The sequence below is a fragment of the Ureibacillus manganicus DSM 26584 genome, from assembly GCF_000772945.1.
Classification (GTDB): domain Bacteria; phylum Bacillota; class Bacilli; order Bacillales_A; family Planococcaceae; genus Ureibacillus; species Ureibacillus manganicus.
In genome coordinates this window covers 55,413-73,875 of record NZ_JPVN01000003.1, presented here as the reverse complement: position 1 = coordinate 73,875, position 18,463 = coordinate 55,413, and the positions used below count along the sequence as shown (strand labels likewise).

General features: G+C 35.0%; 19 protein-coding genes. 11 read left to right on the top strand and 8 right to left on the bottom strand.

Annotated features, from left to right (window positions below):
- The first annotated feature begins 29 nt into the window (after positions 1-29).
- From CD29_RS03060 to CD29_RS03050, 3 genes are all read left to right on the top strand, one after another.
- A complete protein-coding gene (locus CD29_RS03060) occupies positions 30-590 on the top strand; it encodes an HTH-type transcriptional regulator Hpr (RefSeq protein ID WP_197061733.1) in 561 nt (186 codons plus the stop codon).
- Positions 591-719: 129 nt separating this feature from the next.
- Positions 720-1,265, top strand: coding sequence for a DUF3267 domain-containing protein (locus tag CD29_RS03055; protein WP_036182722.1), 546 nt, complete (start codon positions 720-722; stop codon positions 1,263-1,265).
- 60 nt (positions 1,266-1,325) lie between these two features.
- Entirely contained in the window at positions 1,326-1,511 is a 186-nt protein-coding gene (locus CD29_RS03050; protein ID WP_036182720.1) for a hypothetical protein, read from the top strand.
- An 85-nt stretch (positions 1,512-1,596) separates the two neighbouring features.
- On the opposite strand, the gene CD29_RS19880 is transcribed toward CD29_RS03050, so the two are convergent.
- The gene (locus CD29_RS19880; protein WP_081976125.1) at positions 1,597-1,701 is read right to left on the bottom strand and encodes a YjcZ family sporulation protein; all 105 of its coding nucleotides are present in this window, start codon (positions 1,699-1,701) and stop codon (positions 1,597-1,599) included.
- A gap of 145 nt (positions 1,702-1,846) precedes the next feature.
- Here CD29_RS19880 and CD29_RS03045 point away from each other — a divergent pair, with 145 nt between their 5' ends.
- Positions 1,847-2,734 (top strand): peptidylprolyl isomerase, encoded by an 888-nt coding sequence (locus CD29_RS03045; protein WP_036182718.1) that lies wholly within the window; start codon positions 1,847-1,849, stop codon positions 2,732-2,734.
- A gap of 49 nt (positions 2,735-2,783) precedes the next feature.
- On the opposite strand, the gene CD29_RS03040 is transcribed toward CD29_RS03045, so the two are convergent.
- Complete coding sequence (locus CD29_RS03040) at positions 2,784-3,122, bottom strand: zinc ribbon domain-containing protein YjdM (RefSeq protein ID WP_088322091.1); 339 nt, start codon at positions 3,120-3,122, stop codon at positions 2,784-2,786.
- A gap of 303 nt (positions 3,123-3,425) precedes the next feature.
- Here CD29_RS03040 and serC point away from each other — a divergent pair, with 303 nt between their 5' ends.
- Positions 3,426-4,523 (top strand): 3-phosphoserine/phosphohydroxythreonine transaminase, encoded by a 1,098-nt coding sequence (serC, locus tag CD29_RS03035; RefSeq protein ID WP_036182713.1) that lies wholly within the window; start codon positions 3,426-3,428, stop codon positions 4,521-4,523.
- Between the two features lie 51 nt (positions 4,524-4,574).
- Here the strand turns inward: serC and yhaM are convergent, their stop codons facing one another.
- Complete coding sequence (gene yhaM, locus CD29_RS03030) at positions 4,575-5,510, bottom strand: 3'-5' exoribonuclease YhaM (RefSeq protein ID WP_036182711.1); 936 nt, start codon at positions 5,508-5,510, stop codon at positions 4,575-4,577.
- 311 nt (positions 5,511-5,821) lie between these two features.
- On the opposite strand from yhaM, the gene CD29_RS03025 reads away from it, so the two are divergent.
- Positions 5,822-6,007 (top strand): YhzD family protein, encoded by a 186-nt coding sequence (locus CD29_RS03025; RefSeq protein ID WP_036182709.1) that lies wholly within the window; start codon positions 5,822-5,824, stop codon positions 6,005-6,007.
- 731 nt (positions 6,008-6,738) lie between these two features.
- On the opposite strand, the gene CD29_RS03020 is transcribed toward CD29_RS03025, so the two are convergent.
- The gene (locus CD29_RS03020; protein ID WP_036182706.1) at positions 6,739-7,521 is read right to left on the bottom strand and encodes an enoyl-CoA hydratase; all 783 of its coding nucleotides are present in this window, start codon (positions 7,519-7,521) and stop codon (positions 6,739-6,741) included.
- Positions 7,522-7,567: 46 nt separating this feature from the next.
- Positions 7,568-9,238 (bottom strand): FAD-binding dehydrogenase, encoded by a 1,671-nt coding sequence (locus CD29_RS03015; RefSeq protein WP_036182704.1) that lies wholly within the window; start codon positions 9,236-9,238, stop codon positions 7,568-7,570.
- A gap of 619 nt (positions 9,239-9,857) precedes the next feature.
- On the opposite strand from CD29_RS03015, the gene serA reads away from it, so the two are divergent.
- Together serA and CD29_RS03005 are read left to right on the top strand one after the other, a co-directional pair.
- A complete protein-coding gene (serA, locus tag CD29_RS03010) occupies positions 9,858-11,477 on the top strand; it encodes a phosphoglycerate dehydrogenase (RefSeq protein WP_036182702.1) in 1,620 nt (539 codons plus the stop codon).
- Positions 11,478-11,622: 145 nt separating this feature from the next.
- Positions 11,623-12,783, top strand: a complete 1,161-nt coding sequence (locus CD29_RS03005) for an IS256 family transposase (protein WP_036182700.1) — start codon at positions 11,623-11,625, stop codon at positions 12,781-12,783.
- Positions 12,784-13,085: 302 nt separating this feature from the next.
- Here CD29_RS03005 and CD29_RS20415 read toward each other — a convergent pair whose 3' ends face one another.
- Positions 13,086-13,229: a hypothetical protein gene (locus CD29_RS20415; RefSeq protein ID WP_169716145.1), complete on the bottom strand. Its 144-nt coding sequence runs from the start codon at positions 13,227-13,229 to the stop codon at positions 13,086-13,088.
- 348 nt (positions 13,230-13,577) lie between these two features.
- Here CD29_RS20415 and CD29_RS03000 point away from each other — a divergent pair, with 348 nt between their 5' ends.
- Positions 13,578-14,264, top strand: a complete 687-nt coding sequence (locus CD29_RS03000) for a TraR/DksA C4-type zinc finger protein (protein WP_036182698.1) — start codon at positions 13,578-13,580, stop codon at positions 14,262-14,264.
- A 94-nt stretch (positions 14,265-14,358) separates the two neighbouring features.
- Positions 14,359-14,916, top strand: coding sequence for a dihydrofolate reductase family protein (locus CD29_RS02995; RefSeq protein WP_036182696.1), 558 nt, complete (start codon positions 14,359-14,361; stop codon positions 14,914-14,916).
- 33 nt (positions 14,917-14,949) lie between these two features.
- Here the strand turns inward: CD29_RS02995 and CD29_RS02990 are convergent, their stop codons facing one another.
- Entirely contained in the window at positions 14,950-15,738 is a 789-nt protein-coding gene (locus tag CD29_RS02990) for an HAD family hydrolase (RefSeq protein WP_036182694.1), read from the bottom strand.
- 177 nt (positions 15,739-15,915) lie between these two features.
- Here CD29_RS02990 and CD29_RS02985 point away from each other — a divergent pair, with 177 nt between their 5' ends.
- A complete protein-coding gene (locus tag CD29_RS02985) occupies positions 15,916-16,533 on the top strand; it encodes a PH domain-containing protein (RefSeq protein WP_036182692.1) in 618 nt (205 codons plus the stop codon).
- A 54-nt stretch (positions 16,534-16,587) separates the two neighbouring features.
- Here the strand turns inward: CD29_RS02985 and CD29_RS02980 are convergent, their stop codons facing one another.
- Positions 16,588-18,105: a coproporphyrinogen III oxidase gene (locus tag CD29_RS02980; RefSeq protein ID WP_036182690.1), complete on the bottom strand. Its 1,518-nt coding sequence runs from the start codon at positions 18,103-18,105 to the stop codon at positions 16,588-16,590.
- Positions 18,106-18,463: the final 358 nt, after the last annotated feature.

Genomic DNA, 18,463 nt, shown 5'->3' with positions numbered 1-18,463 from the left:
ATTTTAAAACGACTTGAAAGAAGAAGGTGATTCTTTTGTCTGAAGAAATGTATTCAATAAAAGAGGCAATGCTTTATAGTCAAAGAATTGGACATTTATCCAAAGCTTTATGGAAAGCTGTTGAAAAAGATTGGCAACTGTGGATAAAACCATATGACTTAAACATTAACGAACATCATATCTTATGGATTTCTTATCATTTAAAAGGGGCTTCCATATCTGATGTTGCTAGATTCGGAGTTATGCATGTATCCACTGCTTTTAACTTTTCAAAAAAGCTAGAGGAACGAGGGTATTTAAAGTTTTCCAAACGGGATGATGATAAACGAAACACTTACATTGAATTAACAGAATCTGGATCAGAGCTTATTATCGAAATGAACAGACATTATTTAGATTCGCCTCATACTATTTTAGAAGGTTCACTTCCATTAAAAGAGTTGTATGGTAGATTCCCAGAATTTTTGGATGTTATGGCAGTAATTCGTAACATTTATGGTGATGATTTTGTGGAAATATTTGAACGTTCCTACAAAAACTATCAGGAAGTGTTCGATGTAATTCACGAAAAAGAAATGGTTGTTAAATAGAAAGTTAGAGAGTGTTTAAAAGCACTCTTTTTTATTTTTTATTTACATATTTTTCGCTTTTAAAAGTAGCATAAGCTTAACACTTGATTTAAAATAATCTTTACGATTATGAATAAAGGATGTCTTTGCATGCATTGTTGGAAAACTTTTAACATAAAACATGAGTATGGAACAACACGTTTAACTCTTTGGTCGGTTATCATCTTCGTTCTTGTATTTTCCTTCTCATATATTAGCTTTGGATACTTAGATCCAGTTCAGTATACTGATGATTTTGTTTGGTTGTTTTTTATTGCACTTCTGTTCCTATACCCTATTCATAAATTAGTCCATTACATTAGCCTATTTAAATATCGAAAAAACGTACAATTAAAACTTAAATTTGACTTTACGTTTATTCCAGTAATTAATATTCGATTAAAAGATTTGATCCCGAAAAATTATTATATTTTCGTCCTTTTACTACCTTTTTTACTCATCAATTCACTATTGATTTTTGTGGCTTATTCAGTCCCAGAATATACTCATTATTCAACAATCTTACTAGCTTTTCATAGCAGTATTTGTTTAATGGACATATTATGTGTTAAAAACCTTTTACCGGCTCCTAAAAATGCAGTTATCGAAGAGACTCCAAAAGGTTATGAAATTTTAGTACCTCCAAGTAATCTCTAACTTGTAACTGTTATCAACCTTTGATATGCTAAAATGAAGTGAAAGAGGGGAGGAATAGACTTGCTAATTTTAGTATTAGTGCTATTCTCATTATTTTATTTATTCCAAATAAATCGCATGACATATGCACTTGTTATGCAAAAGGAAATTCCTGAAGAAAAACACCCAAAAATATTCCGTACAATTAATGTACTTATAACAATTCTACTAGTTTCTTTTTATGTTGAAGTTTCATTAGCTATGTAATCCTATACTTTAATTATACGTAAAAGAGCTAAAGACTTTGGCCTTTAGCTCTTTCTTTAGGTTGCATACCTGTTGTTTTATTCGATTAGTACATAAACGCTGCACCAACAATAATTAATAGAATGAATAAAACAACCAATAGCGCAAATCCTGAACCGTTACCGTAACCACCGCTATAAGAACTGCCCATTCATGAACACCTCCTTTCTAGGTCTATATTATGCGGGGGAGTGTCACTAATCTTGGGCATTCAACATGGAACCATTTTGTTTTTTAACCGTTTATGTTATAGTATCTATTGCATAAAATTCGAATTTAGAGGAGTAAAAATACACATGAAAAAATCATTATTAGCAATTGGACTAGCTTCTTCTTTGTTATTAGCAGCTTGCAGTGATAAGGAAGCAACAGATGAAGTTGTTGTTTCTGCATCCTTTGGTGATATAACGAAAGATGAATTTTACAACGAACTAAAATCAGCTACAACTGGACCACAAATTTTAGAACAAGTAGTTGTAAAAAAAGTATTAGAAAACAATTATGAAGTTTCTGAAGATGACATTAATAAAGAATTTGATGCATTTAAAGAAACTTACGGAGATTCTTATGAATCGATTTTAAGTATGTACGGTTACACTGAAGATAGTTATAAAAAAGAGATCAAACTTGGTTTACTTAGCAAAAAATTAACTGAAGAAGTGGATAAAACTGTAACAGAAGAAGAAGTAAAAGCTTCATATGAACAAGCTAAATATGAGTTAAATGCTCGACATATCTTAGTAGAAGATGAAGCAACTGCACAAGAAGTATACGATAAAATTAAAAACGGTGGAGATTTTGCAGCACTAGCTGCTGAATATGGTACAGATGGAACTGCAGCTAACGGCGGAGAACTTGGTTGGTTTTCTGTTGGTAAAATGGTAAAAGAATTTAATGATGCGGCATATGCCCTTGAGTTAAATACAGTTAGCGAACCAGTAAAAACTGAGTTTGGATATCATATTATTGAAGTAACTGACAAACGTGAAGTAGAAGGTTACGGAACTTATGAAGAAAAACAAGCTGAACTTCGCCAATCTATCGTTGGTCAAAAAGCAAATGCAAAGTTAGTTGAATTAGTACGTGCTGCTAATGTAGATATTAAAGACGCAGATTTACAAGGCGCTTTAGTTAATATCCTACCAGCGGAAACTGCAAAAGAAGAAACTACTGAAGAAAAATAATATATAACGCGTAAACAAGTGAAAATCTTGTTTACGCGTTTTTTCGTCATTATATTTTCTTAACAAACTCAGATTTTAGTTGCATTGCACCAAAACCATCTATTTTACAGTCGATGTTATGATCTCCGTCTACAAGTCGAATACCTTTTACCTTCGTTCCTTGTTTAAGAGCTTGAGAACTTCCCTTAACTTTCAGGTCTTTTATAACCGTTACCGTATCTCCATCAGCTAAAAGATTTCCATTCGCATCTTTTACAACTAGCTCATCTACATCATTTTGGCTTTCATCTGCTGACCATTCATGTGCACATTCTGGACATACCAATAGTAAGCCATCCTCATAAGTATATTCTGAATTACATTTCGGACAGTTTGGTAAATTCATAATAAAATACCTCCATACTTTTGAACATAATACATTTTAGTATAAACGATTTCTGTATAAAAAACCTTTATTTATGGAATTTATCGCTTTTTTACAGCTTTACTAGCTTTATTTTGTAGTTAATAATGAAATTTTTGTCACATTTCCACTTGTTTATTTATAATAATGTTCTAAAATGGTTGATAGTTTAAAGATTCTGGGCACTTTTTTAGTAATTAAAAAAATAAAATGACTTTTGCCATTTTTCAAAAAAGAGTTTATTATCTATTAACATAAAGGAATTTACTAAAATCAAGGAGTGTTCACATGGGTACAACAAATAACCGTGCTTATAATTTCAATGCAGGACCATCTGCATTACCACTAGAAGTTCTTGAAAAGGCTCAAAAAGAATTAGTTAATTTTAACGGAACAGGCATGTCTATTATGGAAATGAGTCACCGGAGTAAAGATTATGAAGCTGTTCATAACGAAGCGATTGCTCGTTTGAAAAAGCTTTACGCTATTCCTGAGAACTACGAGGTACTATTTTTACAAGGTGGAGCCAGCCTTCAATTTACAATGGTTCCTATGAATTTTTTACAAGAAGGTAAAAAAGCTAGTTACATATTAACTGGCGTTTGGTCTGAAAAGGCTTTAAAAGAAGCAAAACTATTTGGCGAACCAGTGATCTCTGCTAGCTCAAAAGAAAATCAATATCGTAACATTCCAACTTCAAACGAAATTAAATTTGATTCTGATGATGCTTATGTACATTTGACATCTAATAATACAATTTACGGTACGGCTTGGAGAGATTTCCCCGATACTGGTGATGTTCCTCTAATCGTTGATATGTCTAGTGATATCTTTTCAAAAGCTGTTGATATTAGCAAATTCGCTTTAATCTATGCAGGTGCTCAAAAGAATCTTGGACCATCTGGAGTAACAGTAGTGATTATTCGTAAAGATTTACTTGAAAAGGAAAATACAAATATTCCAACAATGTTAAAATACTCAACACATGCGGATGCTAATTCTTTATATAACACACCTCCTACATTTGGAATCTACATGTTAGGTGAAGTTTTAAAATGGATTGAAAATCAAGGTGGCGTTCCTGCTATTGAAAGAAATAACGTGGAAAAAGCAGGACTCATTTATGATGTAATCGACAATAGTAAAGGTTTCTACAAAGGTCATGCAACAGAAGATTCACGTTCTTTTATGAACATTACTTTCCGTATTGCTGATGAAGAATTAGAAAAGCAATTTTTAGCTGAAGCTAAAGAAGCTGGTTTTGTAGGATTAAACGGTCACCGTTCAGTGGGTGGTTGCCGTGCTTCAACATATAACGCGGTACCATTTGAAGCATGTAAAGCTCTTGCTGATTTTATGGTTGAATTTCAAAAGAAACATCAATAACAGAAAATAGATACAAAAAAGAGATGGAAACAACCTCCATCTCTTTTTATATTATATTGTTGGCTTATAAAAGGCGCGATTATCTAATGCAAATAGTCTTTCAGTAAACTCACCTGGTTTTGTTTTACCTAATGCTCTAGAAAGCATATTCATTTTAGCATCAATATTATCAATGTAGTGTAAAATCTCTGCTTCTTGAATCATAGGTTTTTTTGGACTACCCCATTCTTCTTTTCCATGATGGGATAACACAATATGTTTTAAAAGTGTTACCTCTTCTCCATCAATTTCTAATTCTTTAGCTGCCTGTCCAATTTCGTCTACCATGATTGAAATATGACCTAACAAATTCCCCTCAACTGTATATGTAGTTGCTACAGGACCCGAAAGTTCTTTCACTTTCCCGATATCATGTAAAATAATTCCAGCATATATTAAATCTCTGTTTAATGTTGGATATAAATCACAAATAGCTTTTCCTAAACGTAACATGGAAACTACATGATCTAGCAATCCAGACGCATAATCATGATGATTTTTAGTTGCTGCAGGGAAAACTAAAATTTCAGGTTGATGTATTTTAATAATATGACGTGTAATTCTAGAGATATTCGGATTTTTGATTTCAAAGAAAAACTGAGTTAGTTCATCAAATAATTGTTCTTTTGGTGTGGATGATGAAGGAACTAGTTCATTTATACTTATTCCTTCTTCCTGTTTAGCTACTCGAATTTGCTTTATACGAAGTTGATTTTTTCCACGGTAGTCATGAATTTCTCCACCAACACGAACAATTGTCTCGGCCTTATACATTTGCTCATGTTCTTCATTTGTATCCCATAATTTTGCTTCAATATCTCCGCTCTTATCTTGCAAAACTAATGACATAAAGGGTTTTCCTACAGTTGTAACACCTTTTGTCGCTTGTTTAATTAATAAATATTGGTCTACTTGTTCCCCAGCCTGGAGCTTTGTAATTCCTTCCAAGAAATCACTCCCTTTCAATTAGTTTATGTTTACATTAATCTTGCATTCAATCAATATTGTATCATTTGTTACGGTTAGTTTCGATGGGAATAAATGAGTTATAATCTTTTAGAGTAATATAACTTTAACTGTAGTGATGCCTTTATGATTGCCGTAGATGCCCAGTATATCTAAAAAGATGTACACTCTAATGAGTTCATATAAATTATATATTTTATGCTATTCACATTTTTTTCTATTTGATGTAAGATTTTTATTAATATAATGTTATTTTTCTTAATTGAGATTTGTTATTGAAAGTGGGGATTGGGATGGGAAATTATCGTTTTACTGCTTTTGAAAAATCTGGTGAGACATTATTTGATGAAGTCTGGACTTTTGAAAGTGACGAGGTTGCTAAAGTAGAAGGTCAGAAACGTATTGAAGAAAAAGGGATAGCAGCAAAAACTCATCGTTTAGTGAATTCGTCAGGTAAGTTATTATTATTTCATGTATAAAAATCACGACTCAGGCGCTTTTACTCGCTTGGGTCGTTTTTTTTGGCATTACGCATTGATTCACCTTTCAATTATCGTTCATCTATTCTATGACGACCTTTTCTTTGGCAATTCACTTATCAAAAAGTCTTCATCACCCTTATGATGACCTTTTCTGGGGCAATTCCCTTATCAAAAGGTCTTCATCCCCCTTATGATGACCTTTTCTTTGGCAATTCACTTATCAAAAAGTCTTCATCACCCTTATGATGACCTTTTCTGGGGCAATTCCCTTATCAAAAGGTCTTCATCCCCCTTATGATGACCTTTTCTTTGGCAATTCACTTATCAAAAAGTCTTCATCACCCTTATGATGACCTTTTCTGGGGCAATTCCCTTATCAAAAGGTCTTCATCCCCCTTATGATGACCTTTTCTGGGGCAATTCACTTATCAAAAAGTCTTCATCACCCTTATGATGACCTTTTCTGGGGCAATTCCCTTATCAAAAGGTCTTCATCCCCTCTATGATGACCTTTTCTGGATCTATTCCCTTATCAAAAGGTCTTCATCACCTCTATGATGACCTTTTCCGCGCTGATTCACCTGCCAAATGTCCTTCATCGACCTTATGAAGACCTTTTCTGGGCTGATTTCCCTTTCAAAAGGTCTTCATCAACCCTATGATGACCCTTTCTAGATCAATCCCCATATTAAAAGGTCTTCATCAACACGATGAAGACCCTACTCCCTTTATCTCCCCTTAAACTCAGGCTTTCGTTTTTCGACAAAAGCTTGAATCCCTTCAAGATGATCTTCAGTTTTCCTCATCCGAAGTTGTGCATCCGCTTCTAGCTTCAAGACTTCTATTAATTCATCAATTTTTTGTTGATGATAGAGTTGTTTCGTTTCGATCATTGCAGAAATTGGTGAGGATAATAATTTCCTAGCAAATTGGTTAACAACAAGTTCAGCATTATCCGCTGGTACTACTTGATCTACTAAACCAAGTGCATATGCTTCTTGCCCGTTCATCAATTTGCCTTCCCAAATTACCTGTTTTGCTTTCGGTACGCCTAATCTTTCTTTCATAAAGAAATGGCCACCACCATCTGGTACAAGCCCTATTCCTATGAAATTCATCGCTAATTTACTAGTTTCCTCCGCAATTACAATATCACTAGCAAGGGCAAGGCTAAAGCCTAATCCCGCCGCAGCGCCATGTACTTGAGCAATCGTAATAATTGGCAATTGATAATAAGCTAATATAAGCCTAGTAACTTCCTCCATAAGAACATTAAAATCTGTTACCTCATTTGATTGCAACATCATTTTAATGTCACCACCCGCAGAGAAAGCTCTACCATTCCCCTTAATCACCAATACTTGTACATCATTGTTTGAAGTTAATGATTCAAAGCAATCAGCTAACTCGCTCATCATGAGTGTGTCCATTGAGTTCATCGCTTGTGGACGATTTAATGTAAGCGTTGCCACACGATCAGCTATCTCTAAATTAATAGTTTGATACGTCATATTCCCCACCCCCATAGTTAATAAATGAATCTCCATTCATTATATTTCACATCATAGTCGAATTATCCTTTAAACTACTTAAATATTTTCCTACTTGTCTTCCTGAAAATAAACAGCCCCCAAGGAAAGTGCCTTCTAGTGAGCGGTAGCCATGCACACCACCCCCACCAAATCCACTTACTTCACCAGCAGCATACAACCCATTGATGGGTAGACCTTCATCGTTTAATACTTGTCCATTCAAATTCGTTTGAAGTCCACCTAATGTTTTACGTGTTAAAATATTTAGTCTAACAGCAATCAACGGTCCATTTTTCGCCTCTAATAGTTTATGCGGTGGTGCGACTCGTATTAATTTATCGCCTACATAATTGCGTGCACTTCTTATCGCCATGATTTGAGCATCTTTTGTAAATTTATTTTCTATTTCACGATCACGTGCAAGAATTTGTTCTTTCACTTTCATAAAATCTAACAATTCATTGCCGACAAGGTTATTCATTCCATCAACTAATTCTTTCAAACTATCTGCTACAACAAAATCAACGCCATTATCCTTAAATGCTTTTACTGGTGCAGGTGGCCCAGGTAGAATTCGCTTTAAAATATCTTTCACACTTTTATTTGTAATATCGGAATTTTGTTCAGAGCCAGATAATGCAAATTCCTTTTCAAGAATTTTCTCAGTTAAGATAAACCACGAGTAATCGTATCCTGTTTTTAATATCGCTTCCAAAGTTGAGAGTGTATCGAATCCTGGAAAATTAGGTGCACCAAAACGATTTCCTTCCGCATCAAGCCAAAGGGAAGAAGGTCCAGGAAGAATACGTATTCCATGGTTATTCCAAATCGGATCCCAGTTCCTTAAACCTTCTGTGTAATGCCACATACGATCACGGTTAACAATCCTTGCACCATTTCTCTCTGAAATTTCTAGCATTCGTCCATCAACATAAGATGGAACACCTTGAACCATAAAGTCAGGTGCTTTCCCTAATCGAGATGGCCAATTTTTTTTGACTAGCTCTAAATTGGCACCAATCCCACCGCTAGCTACTACAATAGCATTTGCTCTATATTCAAACTCGGCAATTTCATTTCTATTAGATTCTTTACCACGTTCGCTATCGCTTTCTTCTAAAACTATTCCACTCACCCCAACAATAGAACCCTTTTCAATAATGAGCTCATCCACTCGATGTCTAGGTTTAAAATCAATTAGACCAGTTTTAGCAGCTTCCAATACCTTATTCGCAAAGGGTTCAACTATTCCAGGACCTGTTCCCCAAACTATATGAAATCTAGGAACAGAATTTCCATGTCCCGCTGCAAGTGAGCCTCCCCTTTCAGCCCACCCTACTACTGGGAAAAACTTTATCCCTTTAGATTTTAACCAGCTATATTTTTCACCCGCTGCAAAATCAACATAAGCTTTCGCCCATTGATAGCCCCAATAATCTTCATCTTCGAGACGATCAAATCCGGCAGTTCCCATCCAATCTTGCCAAGCGAGTTCTTTACTATCCTTGATGCCGAGCCGCCTTTGTTCCGGTGTATCAACTAGAAACAACCCTCCAAAGGACCAAAATGCTTGTCCACCAATTGAATTCGCAGGTTCTTGATCCAGGAGTAATACTTTTTTCTTTGCTTCAATTAGTTCCGCTGCAGCAGTCAATCCTGCAAGTCCACCACCAACAATAATGACGTCATATTTCATACTAATCCCCCCTTCTTGTATATTTCGATTTTCGATTTCTATTCCCTCTTTTGAAAAATTTAGAGCTCAATAAAATACTTTAGGTCATGTACAAATTTTTCTTGATTATTCAGTTTTTTTTGACATTTATCCGATTCCGAACGGAACAACAACCTAATTTTATAACTCGTATTACGAACATTAACAATATTAAATATATATATTGTTCGTTTTTTACATGAATATGAAACCGTTTTCTTATTTAATATTAATTTTTTCGTTAAATTCTGTTGACAAAGGTGAACATTCGGTATTATGATGTATTCAAATCAATTACGAAAAATATAGAGACGGAGACATACATAGTCGTCTGAATTTTTAGAGAGCTGATGGTTGGTGCGAATCAGTAATTCTGCGGTTAATGTTCCACTCCCGAATAGAATGGCTGAATTAGAGTATGCCTTTTCCGGTTCGTACACGTTACGTATATGCGAAGGCTGTGCCATTGTTGCACAGCAAATTTGGGTGGTACCACGTAAGGTCGTTATTTATAGCCTTTCGTCCCTTACATTTTGTAAGGAACGGAAGGCTTTTTATTTTTTGTAAATACTTGGAAAACACTTTAAAGGAGCGAATACTCATGGTAACAAAAACTACAACAGCAACGAAAGTAATTAACGTATTTATAGCAGATCCACTAAGCGAAGAAGGGATCTTCCCACTTCGTCAAGAAACGGAACTAGATTTAAATGTGATTGTTGAAACTGGCTTAACTCAAGAACAATTGATTTCAAAAATTGAAGATGTAGATGTGTTATTAGTTCGTAGCCAAACAAAAGTAACTCGTGAAATTATTCAAGCTGCTAAAAACTTAAAATTAATCGGCCGTGCAGGGGTTGGAGTAGATAATATTGATTTAACTGCTGCAACTGAATACGGTATTATCGTAGTCAATGCACCAGATGGGAACACAAACTCTGCCGCTGAACATTCAATTGCAATGATGACGTCTCTTGCTCGCCATATTCCACAAGCTTACAATTCTTTAAAAAATGGCGTTTGGGATCGTAAATCATTTGTCGGTGTAGAACTTAAAAATAAAACATTAGGTGTTATTGGATTTGGCCGTATCGGTGTTGAAGTTGCTTACCGCGCAAAAGGACAGCGTATGGAAATAATGGCCTATGACCCATTCTTAACAGAAGAACGTGCTCAAAAACTTGGAGTAACAAAAGCTACAGTTGAAGAAATTTGTGAGGCAGCAGATTTCATTACAGTACATACTCCACTTTTACCAGATACGAAAAACTTACTTAACAAAGAAAAGTTTGCCATCATGAAAGACGGAGTACGTATCATCAACTGTGCACGTGGTGGAATTATTAACGAAGACGATTTATACGATGCAATCGTAAGTGGTAAAGTTGCTGGTGCTGCACTTGATGTATTCGTTGAGGAACCTGCAACTGACAACAAACTATTAACTTTACCTCAAGTTATTGCAACACCTCACTTAGGTGCTTCTACAGTTGAAGCTCAAGAATCTGTTGCAGTAGACGTTTCTAACGACATCATTAAATTCTTTAAAACAGGAACAGTGACGAATCCAGTGAACATGCCTTCTATTCCGAAAGAATTACTTGCTCAAGTGGAACCGTTCTTTGAGTTAGCGGAAAAACTTGGTGATTTCTTATCACAAGTAACAGAAGAAGCGATAAAAGAAGTGAATATTTCTTATGCTGGTGAAGTTGCAAATTACGATGTTCGCCCGTTAACATCAAACGGTCTAAAAGGCTTGTTGAAGAAAAATCATGGCGACCATGTAAACGATGTAAATGCTCGTTATTTATCTGAACGAGTTGGTATTAAAATCAATGAACATAAAACAACGACTGCAAAAGGCTTTACGAACTTAATTACTGTCGAGGTTAAAACTGTAAATGAAGTTCACACAGTTGCAGGAACATTACTAAACGGCCTTGGTGCTCGTATTGTAAAAGTTGAAAACTATGTAGTTGACGTAATTCCAAAAGGACATTTACTATACATTAAAAACACTGACAAACCAGGTGCTATCGGACGTGTTGCAACAAAATTAGCTGAAAAAGACATTAACATTGCAACAATGCAAGTTGGACGTGACCAAGTAGGTGGAACAGCAGTAATGATGTTAACTATTGATAATGAAGTTACACCTGAAGATTTAGATTATGTTGCACAACTTGAAAATATTGATGAAGTAAAAGCAATCACGCTTTAATTAACTTGAGAAAGACTTCGGATTAGTTTCCGGGGTCTTTTTTTGAGATTAAGTCCGTATAATTGTGTAAAAAGAAAAGAGTCATTTTTGTTCCTCTTTGATACAATGTTTTCAACCACGATCACATTAGAAAAGAGGATATAAAATGACTCAATTACAGTTTAACCTAGATTTAGATGTTTTAAAAGATTCTATTATGAATTCAAATATTGATACTGTTATTAAATCGGCAATTGTTCTTGTATTAAATGAATTCATGGAAAAAGAACGTGATGAATACTTAAATGTAGCTGCCTATGAGCGTTCTGCCGAACGCCGTGATTATCGTAATGGATACTATGAACGTGAACTAATAATGAGCATTGGAAAGTTAACACTTAAGGTTCCAAGAACTCGTAGTGGAGAATTTTCAACTAAAGTCTTTGAAAAGTATGCTCGTTGTGATCAAGCATTAGTAATTTCTATGTTAGAGATGGTTGTAAATGGTGTCTCCACTAGAAAAGTTACGAATATCGTAAAGCAATTATGTGGGGAACATGTTTCAAAGTCTTTTGTTTCTTCACTAACATCTAAGTTAGATCCAGTTATTAACGATTGGGCCAATAGGCCTCTAAACACCACTTATTACCCTTATGTTTTTGTTGATGCAATGTATATTAAAGTTCGCGAGCATCATAGTGTTGTTTCTAAAGCTGTTTATATTGCAACTGCTATAACAGAAGATAATAAAAGAGAAATACTAGGCTTAAGTGTTGATCATGTAGAGAGTTTTGAAAGTTGGAGTCGTTTTTTACAACAACTTAAAGCTCGTGGACTACAATCACCCAAGCTAATTATTTCAGATGCTCATCAAGGGTTACAAAAAGCAATACACCGTGAATTCATCGGTACTTCCTGGCAAAGATGCAATGTGCACTTTAAGCGTAATATCATGGATAAACTTCCTAAAAAGGATTCAACTGAAATACGTACAATGATTAAACGTGTTTTTGAAGCTATAACAATCGATGATATCCGCAAATTCAAGGATGAATTAATGGAACAATTTTGTGATCACTCAAAATATGAAAAAGCACTTGAGATCTTTGAAGAAGGTTTCGAAGATACCATTCAATATATGAATTTTCCTGAAAGAATCCGTAAACATATTCGAAGTACTAACTCGCTTGAACGCTTAAATCAAGAGGTTCGAAGAAGAGAGACTGTATTGCGTATTTTCCCTAATACACAGTCAGCTTTTAGATTAGTAGGAGCAGTACTAATGGAATATCAAGAAACAAAATATAACAATAGAAAATCACTATGAGTCAATTTCGTACTTAACTTCCATTCCTGGGAGTATTTCATACCCAGTAAAGGCTATCAAAGTGAAAAGAGCCTTTGACAGCCTTCACTGAGTATGAAGTTATTACCCCACGGAAGTTAAGGCCGAAAAAATGTTAGGGATGTAAATTCAAAACCCAATAATCTCATAAAAAAATAGGTTGAAAACAGAGTAAAAGTATTTTACACAATAATAAGGACTTGACTTTTTTTGAGCGATTTCGGGAGTGATTTGAGCGATTTTTGGATGGAATTGAGCGACTTTAGGTGCGAATTGAGCGACTTCTACTGTTTTATGAGCGACTCCAGCATCCAATCCATTTTATGAGCGACTTTCGGATGGAATTGAGCGACTTTTGGTGCGATTTGAGCGACTTCTACTGTTTTATGAGCGACTTTTTGCCTCTTATGAGCGACTCCAGCATCCACTCCAATTTATGAGCGACTTTCGGATGGAATTGAGCGACTTTTGGTGCGATTTGAGCGACTATTACTGTTTTATGAGCGACTTTTCGCCTCTTATGAGCGACTCCAGCATCCACTCCAATTTATGAGCGACTATCGGATGGAATTGAGCGACTTTTGGTGCCAATTGAGCGACTTCTACTGTTTTATGAGCGACTTTTCGCCACTTATGGGCAACCTCAGCACTTGCTCAAACTACTGAACAAATTTCCCTATAGGTTAAGCGACTTTCCTCGGTAATTTTTAAAATTCTCCTTCTAATAACTTCCCTTTTTCCGTCCATACTATGTTTGTTAGAAAGGACGTGATGCTTTGTTAAATGAAAATCAGTTATCGAACTTAAAAATGATGTTACTCGATCAAAAGAAATCTCTATCTAAGGAAGATTTGGCTGATGACCAGGAATATTTAGAACGCGGGAGTCTTCGTGACTCAATTGATGAATTGTCTACCGTTGATAATCATCCAGCTGATTTAGGAACTGAGTTATATGAACGTGAAAAAGATATGGCGTTAAAAGTTCACGATGAAGATGAACTAGCAAAAGTTAATGCTGCATTAGAAAAAATGGATAGCGGTACATATGGAGTTTGTGAAGTTTGTCATCAAGATATTCCATATGAACGTCTAGAAGCACTTCCCTATACTGCTTTTTGTATTGAACATACGGATGCAAAAAACATTCCAACAGATCGCCCTGTTGAAGAACAAGTGATTTTACCACCTGTTGATAATTCATTTTCAGGTAGAGATGATAAAGATGACATCCATGATTATGAGGATACGTTTCAAGTTGTTGCAAAATATGGGACATCCGAGACTCCTTCAGATTTCGAAGGGGACTTTGAAGAATATGAGGATTTATATGATGACCCTGAAGAAGTGGCAAGAAACGACGAACTCAGTTCCTTCCATATTTCAGAAATTGATCAGTTAACACAACAACTTTCTCAACGGGAAGTTGACCATGCAAGAAAATACGATTATTTAGAGGAATAAATTAAGTGGCGATTCGGTTATTTCGAATTCGCCATTTTTTTTAACCTTTGGTACAATATAGAGAACGAACGTTCCTAAAAAGAGGTGGAAGTAAATGTCTAAACGAAAAGTCATATTAGATTTAGCGGTCACTTTAGATGGCTTTATTGAGGGGAAAAATGGAGAAGTTGACTGGTGCATAATGGAGCCAGATATGGATTTCACAAAATTTCTAAATCAAATTGATACAATCCTTTACGGCAGAAAAAGTTACGATTTGTGGGGAGAATTTTTGCCACAAACTTCTGATGAGGCAGAAAAAGAAATGTGGGATTTAGTTCATTCAAAAGAGAAAATTGTGTTTTCCAAAACGCAAAAAGAAATCGGGTCAAAAGTAAAATATATAAATAATGATATAAAGGAAGAAGTTACTAAATTAAAGAAGCAGCCTGGTAAAGACATTTGGCTATATGGAGGATCGAGCCTAATTACTACCTTTATCAACTTGGGGCTTGTTGATGAATTTAGATTATCTGTTCATCCAGTGATTTTAGGGGAAGGTAAGCCATTGTTTACTAATATTCAGCAGAGAGTATACCTTCAACTGGTAAATACGCGATCGTTTAGTTCCGGTGTTGTACAGTTAATTTATCGTTGGAATGATAATGAATAATTTCATACCATTCCAACGTTTTTTCTACTTAAACTATAAGGTTTTCACTAAGTTTAAAAACTCTGTCAACGACGTCACTTCATAAGTCGTTGGAATTTCAGGATTCTGTTCTTTGTTTTCACGGTTAATCCACACATTACGCATACCAACGCGAGAGGATCCCAAAATATCCGTATTTAAATTATCACCAACCATGATCCCTTCTTCAGCAGTGATACCTGCTTTATCCATTACGAACTCAAAAATACTGGCATCGGGTTTTCCTATTCCAAAATCTCCAGAAATAATTACATGGTCAAAATAGGCACGAATTTCAGGTGTAATTTGCAATTTTAAATTTTGTAAACTCGGTGCTCCATTAGTTAAAAGTACAAGTTGATATTTCCCTTTTAATTCATCAAGTACTGCATATGTATCTTCATATACATATGGGGATTTTTTTCTTTCTTCAACAAATCGTTCACTAAGTGCTACACCAAGCGCCGGGTCATTAATTCCCACAGCTTTTAACCCGTTTGTCCATGCTTCTTTTTGATATTGCGGAATAATTTCCTTCATTTTTTGGAACTCCGGTGTCGGATCATCAAACGTGCCCCACAGACCTTCAAAAGGATTGATACCAATTAACACAGTGTAATCATAAGTTTCGTAAGACTCATATAATTTCCGAGCTTCCACACGTACAGCTTGTTCTAATTGCTTTGGTTCTACATTATGTATCGTGGCAGCATATTCACAAGTTTTATCGAAAGCGGTTTGTATACTTTGCTTGTCCCATAATAATGTATCATCTAAATCAAAAATAATTGTATTGATTGACATGTGACCACCAGCACTTTCTTTGGATAATTATTCTTAGTTTAGCATAGATTAATAGGTTCAGATAGTTCATACCAGAATAATAAATAGTATGAATTAGCTTCGAATTTATTGTCATATATTGATGATAAAAAAGTATATTAATCTTGTAGTAATTTTTAAGTGAAAAGGGGTTAAAACTTGTTTAAAAAACTTGCAGCCGATGCTTTAGGTCTATCCGATATCGGAAAAGTAATTGAACCTCAGGATTATGATAAAACTGAATCAGATGATTACGTTTTATACGAAAAAGGTGAGAAGATTTATTTTATTATTAAAACGAAGGCTGATGAATATTGTTTTACAAACTACGCCTTAATCCACGTTGATGGTGATTCTGCGATTAGTAAAAAAAGAACATTAAAGCGATATGATTATAAATACAATTCACTTCACCATGTATCTCTTGAAACGGCAGGAACTATTGATCTAGATGTTGAGATTAAATTTGTTATTGGTGAAACTACATTTTCAATCGATATTAATAAAAGCTACGCCGAGAAGATTAAAGATTTATACAAAAGTCTCGTTACAATTGAACAAATAATGAGAGATAACGATAAATATAGAAATCATATGCTCGATAGCCTTGATAGTGCAAAGAAAACTCTTTCCTCGCCTGGTTACAGTCAAGGACAGTCTCCTGCTGAATCCTTTAAATCTATTACAGAGTTTACGAATACATGGCTTAAGAATATGAGCGATTCATATTCCAATACTGATTTTGGCCATGTGTTTGATTTATATATTAAGAATTAGTCATATAAAAATAAAGGGTGATCCAAAGGCTTAGACTTTGAATCACCCTTATTGTTATTTACTTAGTTGTACATTATATAAATCCTCTAGCATTTCTACTTTTTTCTCTATGGCTTCTTCAAATGTCATAATGTATGCCGCTGGATCTTTTGGATTGTGGAATTGTGTTATTTTCCCTGTTTCAGGATTAACAAATTTCGTAGAAGCACCACAACCGAGTCCTAAAATAGTTTGCACTTCTTCCATAATGACAATGTTATAAATACTTTCTTCCCCAGGCTTTGAATAACCTACATTTTCTAAGTTTCCTAAGATGTTCTTTTGTCTATATAAATAATATGGAACATAGCCATTTTCTTTTGTCCAACTGCTTGCCATGTCCATCATTTTAGAAACTGTATTGCGGTCTGCCACTTTGTATTTATCTTTATTTCTTGTCATTTCTGATGCACGTTTAAAAGATAATGTATGAACCGTTAACGATTCAGGTTGCATTTTTGCCGACTCGTCTAATGAATGTTGGAATTCTTCGATTCCTTCATTTGGCAGTCCGATAATTAAATCCATATTGATGTTGTTCATACCTGAATTACGTGATAGCCAGAACTTATCAATCGTTTCTTGAACTGTATGGTGGCGACCAATTGCCTTTAATGTCTCATCTGTATACGATTGTGGATTGACAGAAATACGGTCAATTCCGTACTTTTTCAATACTTCAATCTTTTCAGGAGTAATTGTATCTGGACGACCAGCTTCTACAGTAATTTCTCGAATCGTTTCAGGATTTGGGAAGGATTCAAACATTGTTTTATACAATGCATCCATTTCCTCAGCCTCAATGGAAGTCGGAGTTCCCCCACCCCAATAAATCGATGTAATGTTCATATTATTTTCTTTTATCCATTTCCCCATCGCACGAATTTCAATGTGTAGTCCGTCGATAAAGGATTCAACACGACCATGCTTACGATTCGCTCCAATAGCATAAGCAGGGAATGTACAATATGCACATTTCGTTGGACAAAACGGCACACCGATATAAATGGAAATTTCTTTACCGATTCCATCTAGGTCAGGGATTGTTTTTAGTTGGCGATCAACAATTTCTTTCATAAGCTCAATTTTCGCATCTGAAATACGGAAATCTGATTTTAAAATTTCTGCAATCTGTTGATCTGTTAACCCTTGTTTACGATAGTTGTGGTACAGTTTTGTAGGGCGAACACCTGTTAATATCCCCCACTCTTGTGTCATGCCTGTATACTGTTCAAGTACATCTAACATAACATGCGAAAGGGCACGTTTCATTCGTATTCCTTGTTCCTTTTCTGTTCCTTCTGTTGCGTAGTTAATAGAATAGTTACTTTTATATGTTTGACCTTCAACAGTTAATTCACTTGCTGTATGAATTGTATAATTATCGTCAATTGAATAATTAAATTGAATAACCATATCTGCCTCATCATGTGAAGTGGCAATTTTAGAATCCTCAAAAAACAAATTTGCTATATGATTTAAAACTCGGATGTAATCCTCTTTAAATTGTTCATTTATTTTTATAGTTTTCATATATTAACTCTCTTTCTTCAAATGATCATGTCGATCAAAAATCACTTTTTCTATTTTACCATGTCTCGCGACAAATGATGAAAGAAATACTTCCCAAATGGATAGTTCATCATTCGATTTTTAAATCGGTCTACTTTGTGACTTAATCGCTCTACTTTGTGGCAGTATAGATCCACTTTGTATCTTAATCGACCTACTTTGTGGCAGTATCGATCACTTTGTATATATCGACCTACTTTGTGACCGTATCGATTCACTTTGTGACATTATCGCTCTCCTTTATGGCAGTATCGATCATTTTGTATATTTCGCACCACACTATCAATCAAAGAAAAAAACCACACTTCCTAAAAAGTGT